This is a genomic window from Streptomyces sp. NPDC047880 (assembly GCF_040706515.1).
GTDB lineage: Bacteria > Actinomycetota > Actinomycetes > Streptomycetales > Streptomycetaceae > Streptomyces.
On record NZ_JBEZOK010000001.1, the window covers coordinates 208,800 to 222,264 of the forward strand.

13 protein-coding genes and 1 pseudogene are annotated in these 13,465 nt (G+C 72.8%); 10 read left to right on the forward strand and 4 right to left on the reverse strand.

Translation table 11 applies throughout. The features are described 5' to 3' along the window. Positions 1–143: 143 nt before the first annotated feature. The 3 genes from AB0937_RS01060 to AB0937_RS01070 all read left to right on the forward strand — a co-directional run bounded on the left by AB0937_RS01060 (position 144) and on the right by AB0937_RS01070 (position 3,308). Entirely contained in the window at positions 144–749 is a 606-nt protein-coding gene (locus tag AB0937_RS01060; protein WP_366708842.1) for a DJ-1/PfpI family protein, read from the forward strand. Then, entirely contained in the window at positions 746–1,204 is a 459-nt protein-coding gene (locus AB0937_RS01065) for a MarR family transcriptional regulator (protein WP_366708843.1), read from the forward strand. Before AB0937_RS01060 ends, AB0937_RS01065 begins: the two co-directional genes overlap by 4 nt. A gap of 79 nt (positions 1,205–1,283) precedes the next feature. Next, positions 1,284–3,308 carry a protein kinase gene (locus tag AB0937_RS01070; RefSeq protein WP_366708844.1) on the forward strand — a complete coding sequence of 675 codons (2,025 nt, stop codon included), beginning with the start codon at positions 1,284–1,286 and terminating at the stop codon, positions 3,306–3,308. A gap of 147 nt (positions 3,309–3,455) precedes the next feature. Here the strand turns inward: AB0937_RS01070 and AB0937_RS01075 are convergent, their stop codons facing one another. After that, complete coding sequence (locus AB0937_RS01075; RefSeq protein WP_366708845.1) at positions 3,456–4,214, reverse strand: SLATT domain-containing protein; 759 nt, start codon at positions 4,212–4,214, stop codon at positions 3,456–3,458. Positions 4,215–4,490: 276 nt separating this feature from the next. Between AB0937_RS01075 and AB0937_RS01080 the strand changes: the two genes are divergently transcribed. The 3 genes from AB0937_RS01080 to AB0937_RS01090 all read left to right on the forward strand — a co-directional run bounded on the left by AB0937_RS01080 (position 4,491) and on the right by AB0937_RS01090 (position 6,178). Further along, positions 4,491–4,832: a YbaB/EbfC family nucleoid-associated protein gene (locus tag AB0937_RS01080; protein ID WP_078885280.1), complete on the forward strand. Its 342-nt coding sequence runs from the start codon at positions 4,491–4,493 to the stop codon at positions 4,830–4,832. A gap of 94 nt (positions 4,833–4,926) precedes the next feature. Beyond that, the gene (gene recR, locus AB0937_RS01085; RefSeq protein ID WP_003991835.1) at positions 4,927–5,526 is read left to right on the forward strand and encodes a recombination mediator RecR; all 600 of its coding nucleotides are present in this window, start codon (positions 4,927–4,929) and stop codon (positions 5,524–5,526) included. Next, positions 5,519–6,178, forward strand: coding sequence for a DUF5063 domain-containing protein (locus AB0937_RS01090; protein ID WP_366708846.1), 660 nt, complete (start codon positions 5,519–5,521; stop codon positions 6,176–6,178). The genes recR and AB0937_RS01090 overlap by 8 nt, the downstream gene beginning before the upstream one ends. 246 nt (positions 6,179–6,424) lie before the next feature. On the opposite strand, the gene AB0937_RS01095 is transcribed toward AB0937_RS01090, so the two are convergent. Both AB0937_RS01095 and AB0937_RS01100 read right to left on the reverse strand, forming a co-directional pair. Then, positions 6,425–7,261 carry a PhzF family phenazine biosynthesis isomerase gene (locus AB0937_RS01095; RefSeq protein WP_366708847.1) on the reverse strand — a complete coding sequence of 279 codons (837 nt, stop codon included), beginning with the start codon at positions 7,259–7,261 and terminating at the stop codon, positions 6,425–6,427. Positions 7,262–7,411: 150 nt separating this feature from the next. Beyond that, positions 7,412–7,613 (reverse strand): annotated as a pseudogene (locus tag AB0937_RS01100) (response regulator); the annotation flags it as partial. Between the two features lie 233 nt (positions 7,614–7,846). On the opposite strand from AB0937_RS01100, the gene AB0937_RS01105 reads away from it, so the two are divergent. The 4 genes from AB0937_RS01105 to AB0937_RS01120 all read left to right on the forward strand — a co-directional run bounded on the left by AB0937_RS01105 (position 7,847) and on the right by AB0937_RS01120 (position 12,498). Continuing rightward, the gene (locus AB0937_RS01105) at positions 7,847–9,133 is read left to right on the forward strand and encodes an aspartate kinase (protein WP_366708848.1); all 1,287 of its coding nucleotides are present in this window, start codon (positions 7,847–7,849) and stop codon (positions 9,131–9,133) included. Then, positions 9,133–10,218 carry an aspartate-semialdehyde dehydrogenase gene (locus tag AB0937_RS01110; protein WP_366708849.1) on the forward strand — a complete coding sequence of 362 codons (1,086 nt, stop codon included), beginning with the start codon at positions 9,133–9,135 and terminating at the stop codon, positions 10,216–10,218. Before AB0937_RS01105 ends, AB0937_RS01110 begins: the two co-directional genes overlap by 1 nt. 550 nt (positions 10,219–10,768) lie before the next feature. Continuing rightward, complete coding sequence (locus AB0937_RS01115) at positions 10,769–11,344, forward strand: SigE family RNA polymerase sigma factor (RefSeq protein ID WP_366708850.1); 576 nt, start codon at positions 10,769–10,771, stop codon at positions 11,342–11,344. Between the two features lie 116 nt (positions 11,345–11,460). Beyond that, positions 11,461–12,498, forward strand: coding sequence for a hypothetical protein (locus AB0937_RS01120; protein ID WP_366708851.1), 1,038 nt, complete (start codon positions 11,461–11,463; stop codon positions 12,496–12,498). Positions 12,499–12,562: 64 nt separating this feature from the next. On the opposite strand, the gene AB0937_RS01125 is transcribed toward AB0937_RS01120, so the two are convergent. After that, the gene (locus AB0937_RS01125) at positions 12,563–13,357 is read right to left on the reverse strand and encodes an SURF1 family protein (RefSeq protein WP_366708852.1); all 795 of its coding nucleotides are present in this window, start codon (positions 13,355–13,357) and stop codon (positions 12,563–12,565) included. Positions 13,358–13,465 lie beyond the last annotated feature (108 nt).

Here is a 13,465-nt window from a genome sequence, read left to right on the forward strand (position 1 = left end):
TACGGGCGCGAAATCGGCGTCGTGTGTGAGGTCCGGGGGTTTCCGCGACAGGTTGTCGACGGGACGGCCGCGCGGGAACGGCCTCTTGACAACATCCTGTCCAAACGACAGTATGTTGTCATACTTCGGAACGAGGAGGCACCATGACCCGCAAGCCCGTCCATCTCGCCGTCTACGACACCCTCGCCGACTGGGAGACCGGCCACGCCACGGCCCACCTCGCCCGCGCCGGCCACGAGGTCCGCACCGTCGGCCCGTCCACCGCCCCCGTGCGGAGCACCGGCGGACTGCGCGTCCTTCCCGACCTGGCCCTGGCGGACCTGCGCCCCGAGGACAGCGCCCTGCTGATCCTCCCGGGCGCCGACCTGTGGGACACGTCCGGCGACCTCGCGCCCTTCGCCCGCACGGCCCGTGCCTTCCTCGACGCGGGCGTGCCCGTCGCCGCGATCTGCGGCGCCACCGCCGGGCTCGCCCGCGAGGGCCTGCTCGACGACCGCGACCACACCAGCGCGGTCTCCTTCTACCTCGCCGCGACCGGCTACGCGGGCGGCGGGCGCTACGTCGAGACCGACGCCGTCACCGACCGCGGCCTGGTCACCGCAGGACCGACCGAGCCGGTCGCGTTCGCCCGGGAGGTCCTGCGGCTGCTCGGGGTCTACCAGGGCGAGGTGCTCGACGCCTGGTACCGGCTGTTCCACGACTCCGACGCGGCGGCGTACGGGGTGCTGGAGAAGGCCGGGGCGCTGTGAGCCGGGAGCGTCAGGAACTGCTCAGCAGCAGCGCCCTCGGGGTGTTCCGGCTCAACGGCCAGTTCCTCGCCGTCGCGGAGGAACTGGCCCGGCCCGCCGGGCTCACCGCCGCCTGGTGGCAGGTCCTCGGCGCGGTCCTCGGGGAGCCGCTGCCCGTCTCCGGCATCGCCCGCGCCATGGGCATCACACGGCAGAGCGTGCAGCGCATCGCCGACCTGCTGGTCGAGAAGGAACTCGCGGAGTACCGGCCGAACCCGGCGCACCGCCGCGCCAAGCTCCTCGCGCCGACCGGGCAGGGGCGTGCGGCGATCGCCCGGATCGACCCCGGACACGCGGCGTTCGCCGACCGGCTGGCGGAGGCGTTCGGGGAGGAGGAACTGGCGGATGCGGTGCGGATGCTGGAACGGCTGTCCAAGGTGCTGGACCAGGTCGGTCCGCCTGTTACGGAACCGTAGAGGTTGTCCAGGTCACCCCGCCCCGGCCCCGCACTATTCTCGGTCTGTTGCTCACGTGTGGGGGGAAGGCGGCTGAGCGATGGAGAAGCTGGGGCCCGGGGATCCGCAGCACATCGGTGCGTACCGGCTGCTGGCGCGGCTCGGTGCGGGGGGCATGGGGCACGTGTACCTGGCCCGCTCGGAGCGGGGCCGTACGGTCGCCGTGAAGCTGGTCCGTGAGGAACTGGCCGCGCAGGAGGAGTTCCGGGAGCGGTTCCGCCAGGAGGTGCAGGCCGCGCGGCGGGTCGGCGGGTACTGGACCGCGCCGGTGCTGGACGCCGACACCGAGGCGGCCGTGCCGTGGGTCGCCACCGGCTACGTCGCCGGGCCGAGTCTGCAGCAGGTCGTCGGGCACGACCACGGTGCCCTGCCCGAGCGGACGGTCCGCATCCTCGCGGCCGGGCTCGCGCACGCGCTCAAGGACATCCACGCCGCCGGCATCGTCCACCGCGACCTCAAGCCGTCCAACGTGCTGGTCACCATCGACGGCCCGCGCGTCATCGACTTCGGCATCGCCCGCGCCCTGGAGACCGTGACGGACGGCGGCCTCACCCGCACCGGCGCGCTCGTCGGATCGCCCGGCTTCATGGCGCCCGAGCAGGTGCGGGGCGACCGCATCACCCCGGCGTGCGACGTCTTCTGCCTCGGCTCCGTCCTCGCCTACGCCGCGACCGGCGCCCTGCCCTTCGGCACCGCCAACAGCGGCGTGCACGCCATGATGTTCCGCATCGCCCAGGAGGAACCGGACCTGGAGGGCGTCCCCGAGGGCATCGCCGACCTCGTCCGGGACTGCCTGCGCAAGGACCCCGCCGCCCGGCCCTCCCTCGACCGCATCCTGCAGCGCACGGGCGCCGACGACACCGTCTCCGACGGCCGCGCCCTCGACCCCTGGCTGCCGAGCGCACTGGTCGCCCAACTGGGGCGGCACGCGGTGCGGTTGCTGGACACGGAGGACCCGGAGGGGGCGGCCGGGCCCGCCGGAGGGGCGCGGGGCACCGCGCGCCCGGCCTCCGCCGGCCCGCAGCCGAAGCGCGACGCCGCGCAGCAGCCGGGGCCGGCCCCGGCGGAGAAACCCGGCCCCGGCCCCACCCCCGACCATGCCCCCGCCGCCGACGAGTCCTCGCGGCGCCCCGCGCTCCCCCCGGCCCCGGCGGCAGCGCCCGCCGCGCCCGCAGGCCCACCCCCGCCGGGCAGACCCGGCGAGGGCCCGCCGCTGAACCACCTGCCCACCATGGCCGCGGGCCAGAGCGCGGCCCCCGCCTCCCGGCAGCCGCAGCCCGCGGGCGCCCCGCCCCACCCGCAACCCGGCCCGCAACCCGGAACGCCCCCGCCCCCGTACCCGGCGTACGGCTATCCCCAGCAGCATCCGCAGCCAGGAACCCCGGCCGTACCCGCGCCCCACCCCGCCTACGGCGGCCTCGGCGCCACCCCGCCCTACGGACCGCCGCCCTACGGCACGACTCCGCCGTACGGCCCCCCGCAACCCCGGCCGGCGCGCGGGGACGGCCGGTCCACCGCGCTGCTCGTCGTGGTCGCGCTGGTCGTCGCGCTCCTCGCGGGCGGGTCGGTCTACGCCCTGATGCAGGGCGGCGACGAGGACCGGGCCGACGACGGGCGCGGCGGCACGCAGAGCACGGGAGCGTCCCCGACCACCCCGGGTCCCTCCCCGACCACCTCGCAGCCGGACACGTCCCCCTCACCGGCGGACGGCACGATCCCGTCCGGCTATCTCGGCACCTGGACCACGACCATCGATAACGCCGACGGCGAGCACAGCCGTTCGCTCACCCTCCAGCAGGGCGAACCGGGCGACACGGTCCTGTCCCTCGTGGCCGACGGCCCGACCAAGGGAGGCGGCACGTACCACTGCGTCTTCGAGGGCCGGCTGAGCGCGGCACCCGGGGCCGGCGGCACGCTGAGCATCGGCCCGTCCAGCGTCAAGGCCGGGCAGCCGCGCACCGCCTGCACCCCGGGCGCGGCCACGGAGGTGACCCTCCTCCCGGACGGCACGCTCCAGCGCGTGAACACCAGCAGCGGGGAACGGCTGACCTATACGAAGCAGTGAGCACTCCCGCCGGTCGCTGCCCGGCGGGTAGCCGGACGTCGGGCTGCCGGGCGCTGTCCCGCCGGTCGTGAGACGCCGCCCTGCCGATCGCCGGACGCCGGGCCGGTCAGGGCCGACGACGACCCGACACGCGCGCGCCGGCGCCCCTCACCTCGGCTCGGGCGGCCGCTGGCGGGGCATGTTCGGGCGGGTCCCCCCGTGCGGCGGCACCGTGAACCGCCCGTTCACCCCCACCTCGGTCCCGCGCCCCGGCCCCGGGAACACCACCGCCTGCAACCCCGCCGGTGCGGCACCCCCCGCCCGGAACTCCCCCATCCAGTCCGCCGTCTCCACCCGCACCAGTTCCGTCAGGTCCTCGGAGAACCTCCGCAGCACCCCGAGGCACCGCTCGGCGGCCTCGCCGGCCGTCCCCTCCGCAGGACCCAGCACCTCCCGCACGCTCTCCGCCGCCCAGTCGAACTGGAGAGCCTGCAAGCGCCGCTGCACGGCCTGCGCGGTGGCCACGTCCCGCATCCACCCGGACGTCACCCCGAAGTACCGGTCGACGGCCACGCACGCCGCCCCCACCAGCAGCGCCAGACACCCCCAGGGCGCGATCCCGCCCGCCACCCCGGTCAGATCCAGCAGGGGCAGCGCGACCCCGGTGACCGCCCCCACCGCCGTCCCGCAGCGCAGCACCCGCGCGCACCGCCGCTTCCACACCCGGTCCGCGAGATACCAGGCCGCCGTCCGCAGGGCCCCGCGCTCCACCCACCGGTACAGCTCGTCCAGCCGGAGCGCCGGCTCGCCCCAGTCCCCGAGCGGGAAGACCCGCCCGCTCAGATCGCCCGGCCGCAGCCCGGGCGCCGCCTGCTCGCCCCGCCCGTCCTGAGGCGGCCCCTCGGGCTGCATCTCCGGCTGACCCACCCGGCACTCCTCACTGACCACGAATGACCACGTACGGTTCACTCACCGATCACGCTGCGCGATGGGCGACCGCCTGCATCCGGCACGCGCCCGACCCTTCCTACCCCCCAATGGGTGGCGAAGACGTAGCTTTCGCCTCTTTTCCGCCCGGAAGTATTCCTTGATCAGGTATAGGGCGCGAGTGGGACTCACTCGAAAGAGTGCTGGGGCGACGGCAGCCCCGACCACGTAGGCTCGTGCCGAACGGGAAAACCCGTACCGAGCAAGGAGCTGATCGTGATCCCCGGTGGTGGCCAGCCCAATATGCAGCAGCTGCTCCAGCAGGCCCAGAAGATGCAACAGGACCTGGCACAGGCGCAGGAGGAACTGGCGCAGACCGAGGTCGACGGGCAGGCGGGCGGCGGTCTGGTGACGGCCACCGTCACCGGTGCCGGCGAGCTGCGCGCCCTCAAGATCGACCCGAAGGCGGTGGACCCGGAGGACACCGAGACCCTCGCCGACCTGGTCGTGGCGGCCGTCCAGGCGGCCAACGAGAACGCGCAGGCGCTCCAGCAGCAGAAGCTGGGCCCGCTCGCGCAGGGCCTGGGCGGCGGCGGCATCCCCGGCCTGCCGTTCTGACCCAGCGCACCGCCTTCCTCGGACAGGCGGCAGACAACTACGGTACGTACGGGACGGTACGCACCGACCCCGAAGACCCAGGAAGGGCAGTCCGTTGTACGAAGGCGTGGTCCAGGACCTGATCGACGAGCTGGGGCGGCTGCCCGGCGTCGGTCCGAAGAGCGCCCAGCGGATCGCCTTCCACATCCTCCAGGCGGAGCCGACGGACGTCCGGCGGCTCGCACAGGCCCTGATGGAGGTCAAGGCGAAGGTCCGCTTCTGCGCGACCTGCGGCAACGTCGCACAGGAGGAGCTGTGCAACATCTGCCGCGACACCCGCCGCGACCCGGCCGTGATCTGCGTGGTCGAGGAGCCGAAGGACGTCGTGGCGATCGAGCGCACGCGTGAGTTCCGGGGCCGGTACCACGTCCTGGGCGGCGCGATCAGCCCCATCGACGGCGTCGGCCCGGACGACCTGCGCATCCGGGAGCTCCTGGCCCGCCTGGCGGACGGGACGGTCACCGAGCTGATCCTGGCCACGGACCCGAATCTCGAGGGCGAGGCGACAGCGACGTACCTCGCCCGCATGATCAAGCCCATGGGCCTGAAGGTCACCCGCCTGGCCAGCGGCCTCCCGGTGGGTGGGGACCTGGAATACGCGGACGAGGTCACGCTCGGACGCGCCTTCGAGGGGAGACGACTCCTAGATGTCTGACGCCACGCTGCACGCGACCGACCAGAACCCGGACGATTTCGCGGTCCAGATCGCGGACCAGATCGAGAGCTTCCTGGTCGCCGTCACCGAGGTCGCCAAGGGCGCCGAGCCGGAATCGGCCGTGCCCTTCCTCCTCCTGGAGGTATCCCAGCTCCTCCTGGCCGGCGGTCGGCTCGGCGCGCACGAGGACATCGTGCCCGACGAGCGCTACGAGCCCGATTCCGGCCCCGAGGCGGACGTCGACGAGCTCCGCGAGAACCTGGCCCGGCTGCTGGACCCGATCGACGTCTACTCCGAGGTCTTCGACCCCTACGAGCCCCGCAAGGCACCGGTCCCGGCCCGCATCTCCGACGACCTGACGGACGTCATCACGGACCTGCGCCACGGCATGTCCCACTACCGTGCGGGCCGCACCACGGAGGCCCTGTGGTGGTGGCAGTTCTCCTACTTCTCCAACTGGGGCTCCACCGCCTCGGCGAGCCTGCGCGCCCTCCAGTCGGTCCTCGCCCACGTCCGCCTCAACCAGCCCCTCGCCGAACTCGACGGCCTGGACACGGACCAGGGCATGGGCGACGACACGCTGGAGATCGAGGCGGGCCGCGTGATGGCGGAGGAGATCGCGGGGCCGCTGGGACTGCGCCGGGCCAAGTAGCCTCGACCGGCCGGGCGCCGGGCGGCTCCTGTGCCATGAACCAGACCGGGCACTTCGGGCAGCGCGGCGAGAACGGCGTCGCGCACGCGCTGAAGGTTCACGTCCAGGCCCTCCAGCCGTTCCACGGGTCCCTGCTCCGCCATGGAACCGCTTGTCATCGCTGCGTGTGCGCGTCCAGCGTCCTGACCGGGTGCCCTGGCCGGGGTGATCCGGGCGGTGCGGGGGAGGCGGTGACCTCCCCGCCGCTCAGAGCCGTACGGCCGCCCCTGTCACGCCGATGCCGGTGCCCGGATCCGCCGGTACCGTCACGGTGATGGTGCTGGGGCGTCCCATGTCCGCGCCCTGGTGGATCGTCAGGGTGGCGGGTGTCCGTACGAGGCCGAGTTCGCGCAGGTATCCGCCGAGTGCGGCCGCCGCCGCCCCCGTCGCCGGGTCCTCGACGACGCCGCCGGGCGGGAACGGGTTGCGGGCGTGGAAGACGGTGGGTGACTCGCGGCGGATCAGGTCGATCGTGGTCCAGTCCCGGCGGGCCATCAGGGCGGCGAGCGCGGGCATGTCGTAGTCCAGGTCCGCCAGCCGTTCCCGGCTCGTGGTGGCGACGACCGGGTGCCAGGCCCCGCCGAAGGCCACCCGTGGCGGGAGCGCCGGGTCCAGGTCACCGGCGGACCAGCCGAGGATCGCCAGCAGTTCGGTGAGGTCGGCTTCGTCGAGCGGGACCGTGCGCGGCGGGACGCTCACCAGGGTCGCCACGAGGGTGCCGTCCGCCGCCCGGTCCGTGGTGACGGTGACCGGGCCCGCGGGGGTGCGCAGCAGCAGCCGTCCGGTGCCGTGCCGCTCCGCGTGCGCCACGGCCGTGGCGATCGTCGCGTGGCCGCAGAACGGCACCTCGGCGAGCGGGCTGAAGTAGCGGACGTCCAGTGAGCCGTCGCCGGCTTCCACCGCGAACGCCGTCTCCGAGTAGCCCACTTCGGCCGCCGTCGCCAGCATCTTCGCGTCGTCGACGCCGCTCGCGTCCAGCACCACCCCCGCTGGGTTGCCGCCCTCGGGGTCCGTGCTGAACGCCACGTAGCGCAAGGTCTCCATGCCCTGACCGTAGCGTCCGGCCCGCTGTCACGCAGGGTGATTCGGAGGCTCCTTGTACGGGCTCTGTTTGCGGGCTGTCCGGCCCCTTGCCGGTGCGACGCGAGGCTGGAGTCACTTCCACCGCACCGACGTGGGGGAGTCAACTCCGTTCGAGAGGCGGGTGCCGTAGCGGTCGGGGCCGCCGTCGGGCGTGCCCGCGGGGGTGCGGGGCCGGGTGCGGCGCATGACCGCCCTGATCCGCGCGATGACCTCGCGGACGCCGATCTCGCTCCACGTCGAAGCCGTAGCGCTCGAGGCCATGGCGCAGGGACTCGGCGACCGGTTCATCGTCTTCCGCCAGGAGGACGCGCACAGCCGAGCCCCAGTGCTTGAAAGTTGCGGGACCGGGGACGAGGCTCGTGCGATTGTGACGCCGGGCACTTTCCCGAGTGGCCCGTGCCCAGATGGGCATGAGCGACTCTGGACGGGCGGCCCGAGATCTCACCATGCGATATCGCGGAAGGGTTTTTCGGACGCTCGTTAGACTGAGCCGACCGCGGTACGAATGCGTATAGCGGATAGAGACGGATTGAGCGAGGAGCGCACGTGGGCCTTGTCGTGCAGAAGTACGGAGGCTCCTCCGTAGCCGATGCCGAGGGCATCAAGCGCGTCGCCAAGCGGATCGTGGAAGCGAAGCAGAACGGCAACCAGGTGGTTGCCGTGGTTTCCGCGATGGGCGACACGACGGACGAGCTGATCGATCTCGCCGAGCAGGTTTCCCCGATGCCTGCCGGGCGCGAGCTCGACATGCTGCTGACCGCCGGAGAGCGGATCTCCATGGCATTGCTGGCCATGGCGATCAAAAAGCTGGGCCACGAGGCCCAGTCGTTCACCGGCAGCCAGGCGGGTGTCATCACCGACTCGGTCCACAACAAAGCGCGCATCATCGATGTCACGCCGGGCCGGATCAAGACCTCGGTGGACGAGGGCAACATCGCGATCGTGGCCGGTTTCCAGGGTGTCTCCCAGGACACCAAGGACATCACCACGCTCGGCCGCGGCGGCTCCGACACCACCGCGGTGGCCCTCGCCGCCGCCCTCGACGCCGACGTCTGCGAGATCTACACCGACGTCGACGGCGTGTTCACCGCCGACCCGCGCGTGGTGAAGAAGGCCCGGAAGATCGACTGGATCTCCTTCGAGGACATGCTCGAACTGGCGGCGTCCGGGTCCAAGGTGCTGCTCCACCGCTGTGTGGAGTACGCCCGCCGGTACAACATCCCGATCCACGTCCGGTCCAGCTTCAGCGGACTCCAGGGCACCTGGGTCAGCAGCGAGCCGATCGTTCAGAAGACGCAAGGGGAAAAGCAGGTGGAGCAGGCTCTCATCTCCGGTGTCGCGCACGACACCTCCGAGGCCAAGGTCACGGTCGTCGGCGTGCCGGACAAGCCGGGCGAGGCGGCCTCGATCTTCCGCACGATCGCCGACGCCGAGATCAACATCGACATGGTCGTGCAGAACGTGTCCGCCGCCTCCACGGGCCTGACGGACATCTCCTTCACGCTGCCCAAGACCGAGGGCCGCAAGGCCATCGACGCGCTGGAGAAGAACAAGGCCGGCATCGGCTTCGACTCGCTGCGCTACGACGACCAGATCGGCAAGATCTCCCTCGTCGGCGCCGGCATGAAGACCAACCCGGGCGTCACGGCCGACTTCTTCACGGCCCTGTCCGACGCGGGCGTGAACATCGAGCTGATCTCGACCTCCGAGATCCGCATCTCGGTCGTCACCCGTGCCGACGATGTGCCCGAGGCCGTCCGCGCCGTGCACTCCGCGTTCGGGCTCGACTCCGACAGCGACGAGGCCGTGGTCTACGGAGGCACCGGCCGCTGATGGCCGACCTCCGACAGGACGCCCGGACCGGACGGTCCGGGCGTCCGACGCTTGCCGTGGTGGGGGCGACCGGGGCCGTCGGCACGGTCATGCTCCGGATCCTGTCCCAGCGGGCCGACGTCTGGGGCGAGATCCGGCTGATCGCCTCCGCGCGCTCGGCCGGCCGCAAACTGACCGTGCGCGGCGAGGAGACCGAGGTCGTCGCGCTCGCCGAGGAGGCGTTCGACGGCGTGGACGTCGCCATGTTCGACGTCCCCGACGAGGTCGCCGAGCGGTGGGCGCCCGTCGCCGCCGCCAAGGGCGCGGTGGTCGTCGACAACTCCGGCGTGTTCCGGATGGACCCGGACGTGCCGCTCGTGGTGCCCGAGGTCAACCCGCACGCCGTACGGATGCGCCCGCGCGGGATCATCGCCAACCCCAGCTGCACGACGCTCTCCATGATCGTGGCCCTGGGCGCGCTGCACGCCGAGTTCGGGCTGCGCGAGCTGGTCGCCTCCTCGTACCAGGCCGTCAGTGGTGCCGGGCGCGCCGGTGCGGAGACCCTGCGCCGGCAGTTGTCCCTGGTCGCGGGCACGGAGCTGGGCACCAACCCCGGCGACGTACGCCGGGCCGTCGGTGACCACACCGGGCCGTTCCCGGAGCCGGTCGCCCTGAACGTCGTGCCGTGGACCGGTACGGCGTGCGACGACGGCTGGTCGTCGGAGGAGCTGAAGGTACGGGACGAGGCCCGCAAGATCCTCGGGCTGCCCGGCCTGCCGGTGGCCGTCACCTGCGTCCGGGTGCCGGTGATCACCACGCACTCCCTGACCGTGCACGCCCGCTTCGAGGGCGAGGTCACCGTCGACAAGGCGCGTGAGATCCTCGCCACGGCGCCCGGCGTGGTGCTGTTCGACAACCCGGCGGCCGGGGAGTTCCCGACCCCCGCCGACGTGGTGGGCACCGACCCCACCTGGGTCGGCCGGGTCCGGCGTGCGCTGGACGACCCGACGGCGCTGGAGCTGTTCGTCTGCGGGGACAACCTGCGCAAGGGCTCCGCGCTCAACACCGCCCAGATCGCCGAGCTGATCGCGGCCGAGCTCTCCTGAGCCGTCCTGACCTGTTCCGACCCTTCCTGTCCGGACGGTCCCCCGGGGTTCGTGAGGTTCCGCGGGCCTCGGACCCGCCGCCGATGTCAGAGGCGGTTTGTAGGATCTGTGGACGACGTGTGAGCCGGTCGATGATCGGGACCACTTGTCCGTGGCGCTTCGGCATCAGAGGATTTACCTCCCCGCTCTCCGCAACCGCGCGAAGGGCGGGGAGCGTCTTTGCGGTCGCCCTTCGGCCGTGGGAGCGCTTCATCAGGCGTGGGGACGCCTGGAACCGGGCGTGGGGACGTCCGTTCACATTTGGATATAAGGGAAGAGCGGGACGCATGAGGGCAATGGACGCACCATGGATTGTGCTGCCTGACGCGGGTAGACCGTCGACGGCGACGGTCGGCGTGAAAGTGATGCCCGGCACGTACAACCCTCACCGGGGTCAGCGTGTCCAACAGGCGTGGCAGAGGTACTCGACTTCAGCGCGGCACGCGGCACGGTCCTTCGACCGCCCCGTCCGGCGGCTCTCCGACCCCGCATGGCCGGTACGCCCGGTGGCATGCCGGTGATCGCGCCCGTGCCCGCAGCGCGGCCGGCCCGCATACCCAGCCAGCGTGACGGCGCAGAGGACGGCGTCGCGGCCGGCACCTCCGTCGACCACCTCACCGAGACCTACCGCGCGCACTACCGCTCGCTGCTGGGTCTCGCCGCCCTCCTCCTCGACGACACCGCCTCCTGCGAGGACGTCGTCCAGGAGGCCTTCATCCGTGTCCACTCCGCCCGCAAGCGGGTCCGCGACCCCGAGAAGACCCTGGCGTACCTGCGCCAGACCGTCGTCAACCTCTCGCGCTCCGCGCTGCGCCGCCGCATACTCGGCCTGAAGCTGCTGTCGAAGCCCATGCCCGACATGGCCAGCGCCGAGGAAGGTGCCTACGACCAGCTGGAGCGCGACTCCCTCATCAAGGCGATGAAGGGGCTGCAGCGCCGCCAGCGCGAGGTGCTGGTGCTGCGCTACTTCGCGGACATGACCGAGGCGCAGGTCGCCGAGACGCTCGGCATATCCCTCGGCTCGGTCAAGGCCTACGGCTCGCGCGGTATCGCGGCGCTCCGGCTGGCCATGGAGGCGCCGGCATGAGTGACGGAGACGGGGCGCGCCGTGACGGGCGCGACCCCCACGAGCCCTTCGAGTGGCACGAGCCGACAAGGCTGCACGGGCAAGATCCGAAGCAATCGCACGCTGGGAACGGAACTGTGAACCACGGCCCCGACGACCAGAGCCCCCACGGGTTCGACTCGGACGAGCTGGACCTGCGCTCGATGCTGCACCAGGCGGTGCAGGACGTGGAACCGCGCGACGGCACCCTGGACTACCTGCGCAAGGCGGTACCGCAGCGGCGGACCCGCAAGCGGCAGGCCGTCGTGGGCATGGCGGCCGCCGCGCTCTTCATCGGCACGGCCGTCCCCGCCCTCGTGCACGTCTCCAACGCCACCGGCTCCGAGGCCAACCCGGCCGTCGCCGGCCACACGTCGCAGACCCAGGGCGGTGCGAGCCAGGGCAAGGGCCCGGACGGCGGCGAGAGCACCTCCGGCGGCTCCTCCGGCAAGGCCGAGGGCAAGGAGAAGGGCGAGAAGAAGGAGAAGGACAAGGGCAAGGGATCCGGCGCCTCCACCGGCGCCTCCCAGGGCGCCGGCCCCTCCTCCACGGTCGCCGCCGGCATCCCGGCGTGCACCGCGGCCCAGCTCGGCCCCGCCTCCGCAAGCAGCAGCGCCCCCGATTCCACGGGTGCGGTCTCCGGCTCCTTCCGCGTCACCAACGTCTCCGGCGCGGCCTGCACGGTCACCGGCCCCGGCTCGGTCAGCGCGCTGGCGCAGGGCGCGGCCGACGCCGCCAAGGTCGGTTCGGCCCGGCACGCCGCGGGCGACGCGGCTGCGGGCCTCCTGCCCGACCCGTCCCTGGAGGCGGCCCAGCTGGTGCTCCAGCCGGGAATCGGCTACGAAGTGAAGTTCGCCTGGGTGCCCTCCGAGACCTGCCCCACCCCCGGCGGCAGCGTCGGCGGGCCCGACCCGAGCCCGGACCCGACCCCGTCGGAGGACCCTACGGCCACGGCCGGCACGTCCACCGGCGGCGACACGGGAGCGGCCCCCCAGCTGGTCCGGGAGGACGGCACGGTCGACGGCAGCGTGGCGGTGACGTACACCCCGGGCACCGGCTCGGCGGGGACCTCGGTCACGGTGTCCAACGCGTGCGCGGGGACGGTGTACTGGACGGGCGTGCTGGCGGGCGCGTGAGCAGGGCCCGCAGCCCGCAGGGGGCTGCGGTCGCGGCACCGCCCGGGCCGGGCGAAGACGCCGCTCACTTCACGGCGGCGTCCACGGTCACGGGCTCCTCGTCCGCGACCAGCCCCAGCTCGGCGTCCCGCGCGTACTCCACCTCGCGCCGCAGCAACCGGAACCACATGAAGATCACGAACCCCACGAAGGCGAACCACTCGGCGGTGTAGCCCAGGTTCTGGAACGCCTTCAGGTCCAGCCCCGAGTCCGGCGGCGCGGTGGCCGGCACCGCCTTCATCCCCGAGTCGCCCTTGGTCAGCGTGATCCACGCGTCGTACACGTCGTACGGCACCAGGTTCACCAGTGCGGCCGCGCTGATCGCGGAGGTCTGCCCGGCCGGCAGGCCGCCCTGCGCGCTGACGCCGTTGTCGCCCGGTGTCTCGGACGCCTGCAGCACCCCGGTGACGGTGACCTCGCCGGCCGGCGGGGCGGGGGCCTTCGCCGCGTCGGCGGTCCCGGGCAGCCAGCCCCGCACCACCGGCAGCGCCTCACCCGAGTCGGTCCGCAGCAGCGTCAGCACGTAGAAGCCCTGCTTGCCGTCGAGCTCACGCCCGGGCACCAGCAGCTGCTTGCCGTACCGCCCGGTCGCGGTGACCGGCTTCCCGGAGGTCGCCTTGTCCACCGGGAGCATGTCCTTCAGCGGCCGGGGCGCCTCGTGCCGGGACTCGGAGACCTGCTCGGTCGCGGTGCGGTGGTCCTGCACACGGTCCTCGAACCGGCCCAGCTGCCAGGACCCCATGAAGATGCAGAAGGGGATGGACAACAGCACGAAGACGTTGATCCCCCACCATCGGGGCGTCAGCAGAAACCGGTACACACCCCCACGGTACGGGGCTGTCGGCCGGCCCCGGCCCGCGGGGTCGGCAACGTGGCGGGCCCCACGGCGGGTTCCGGCGGGCGGGGGAGCCGTCCGCGGCCGGTCCTC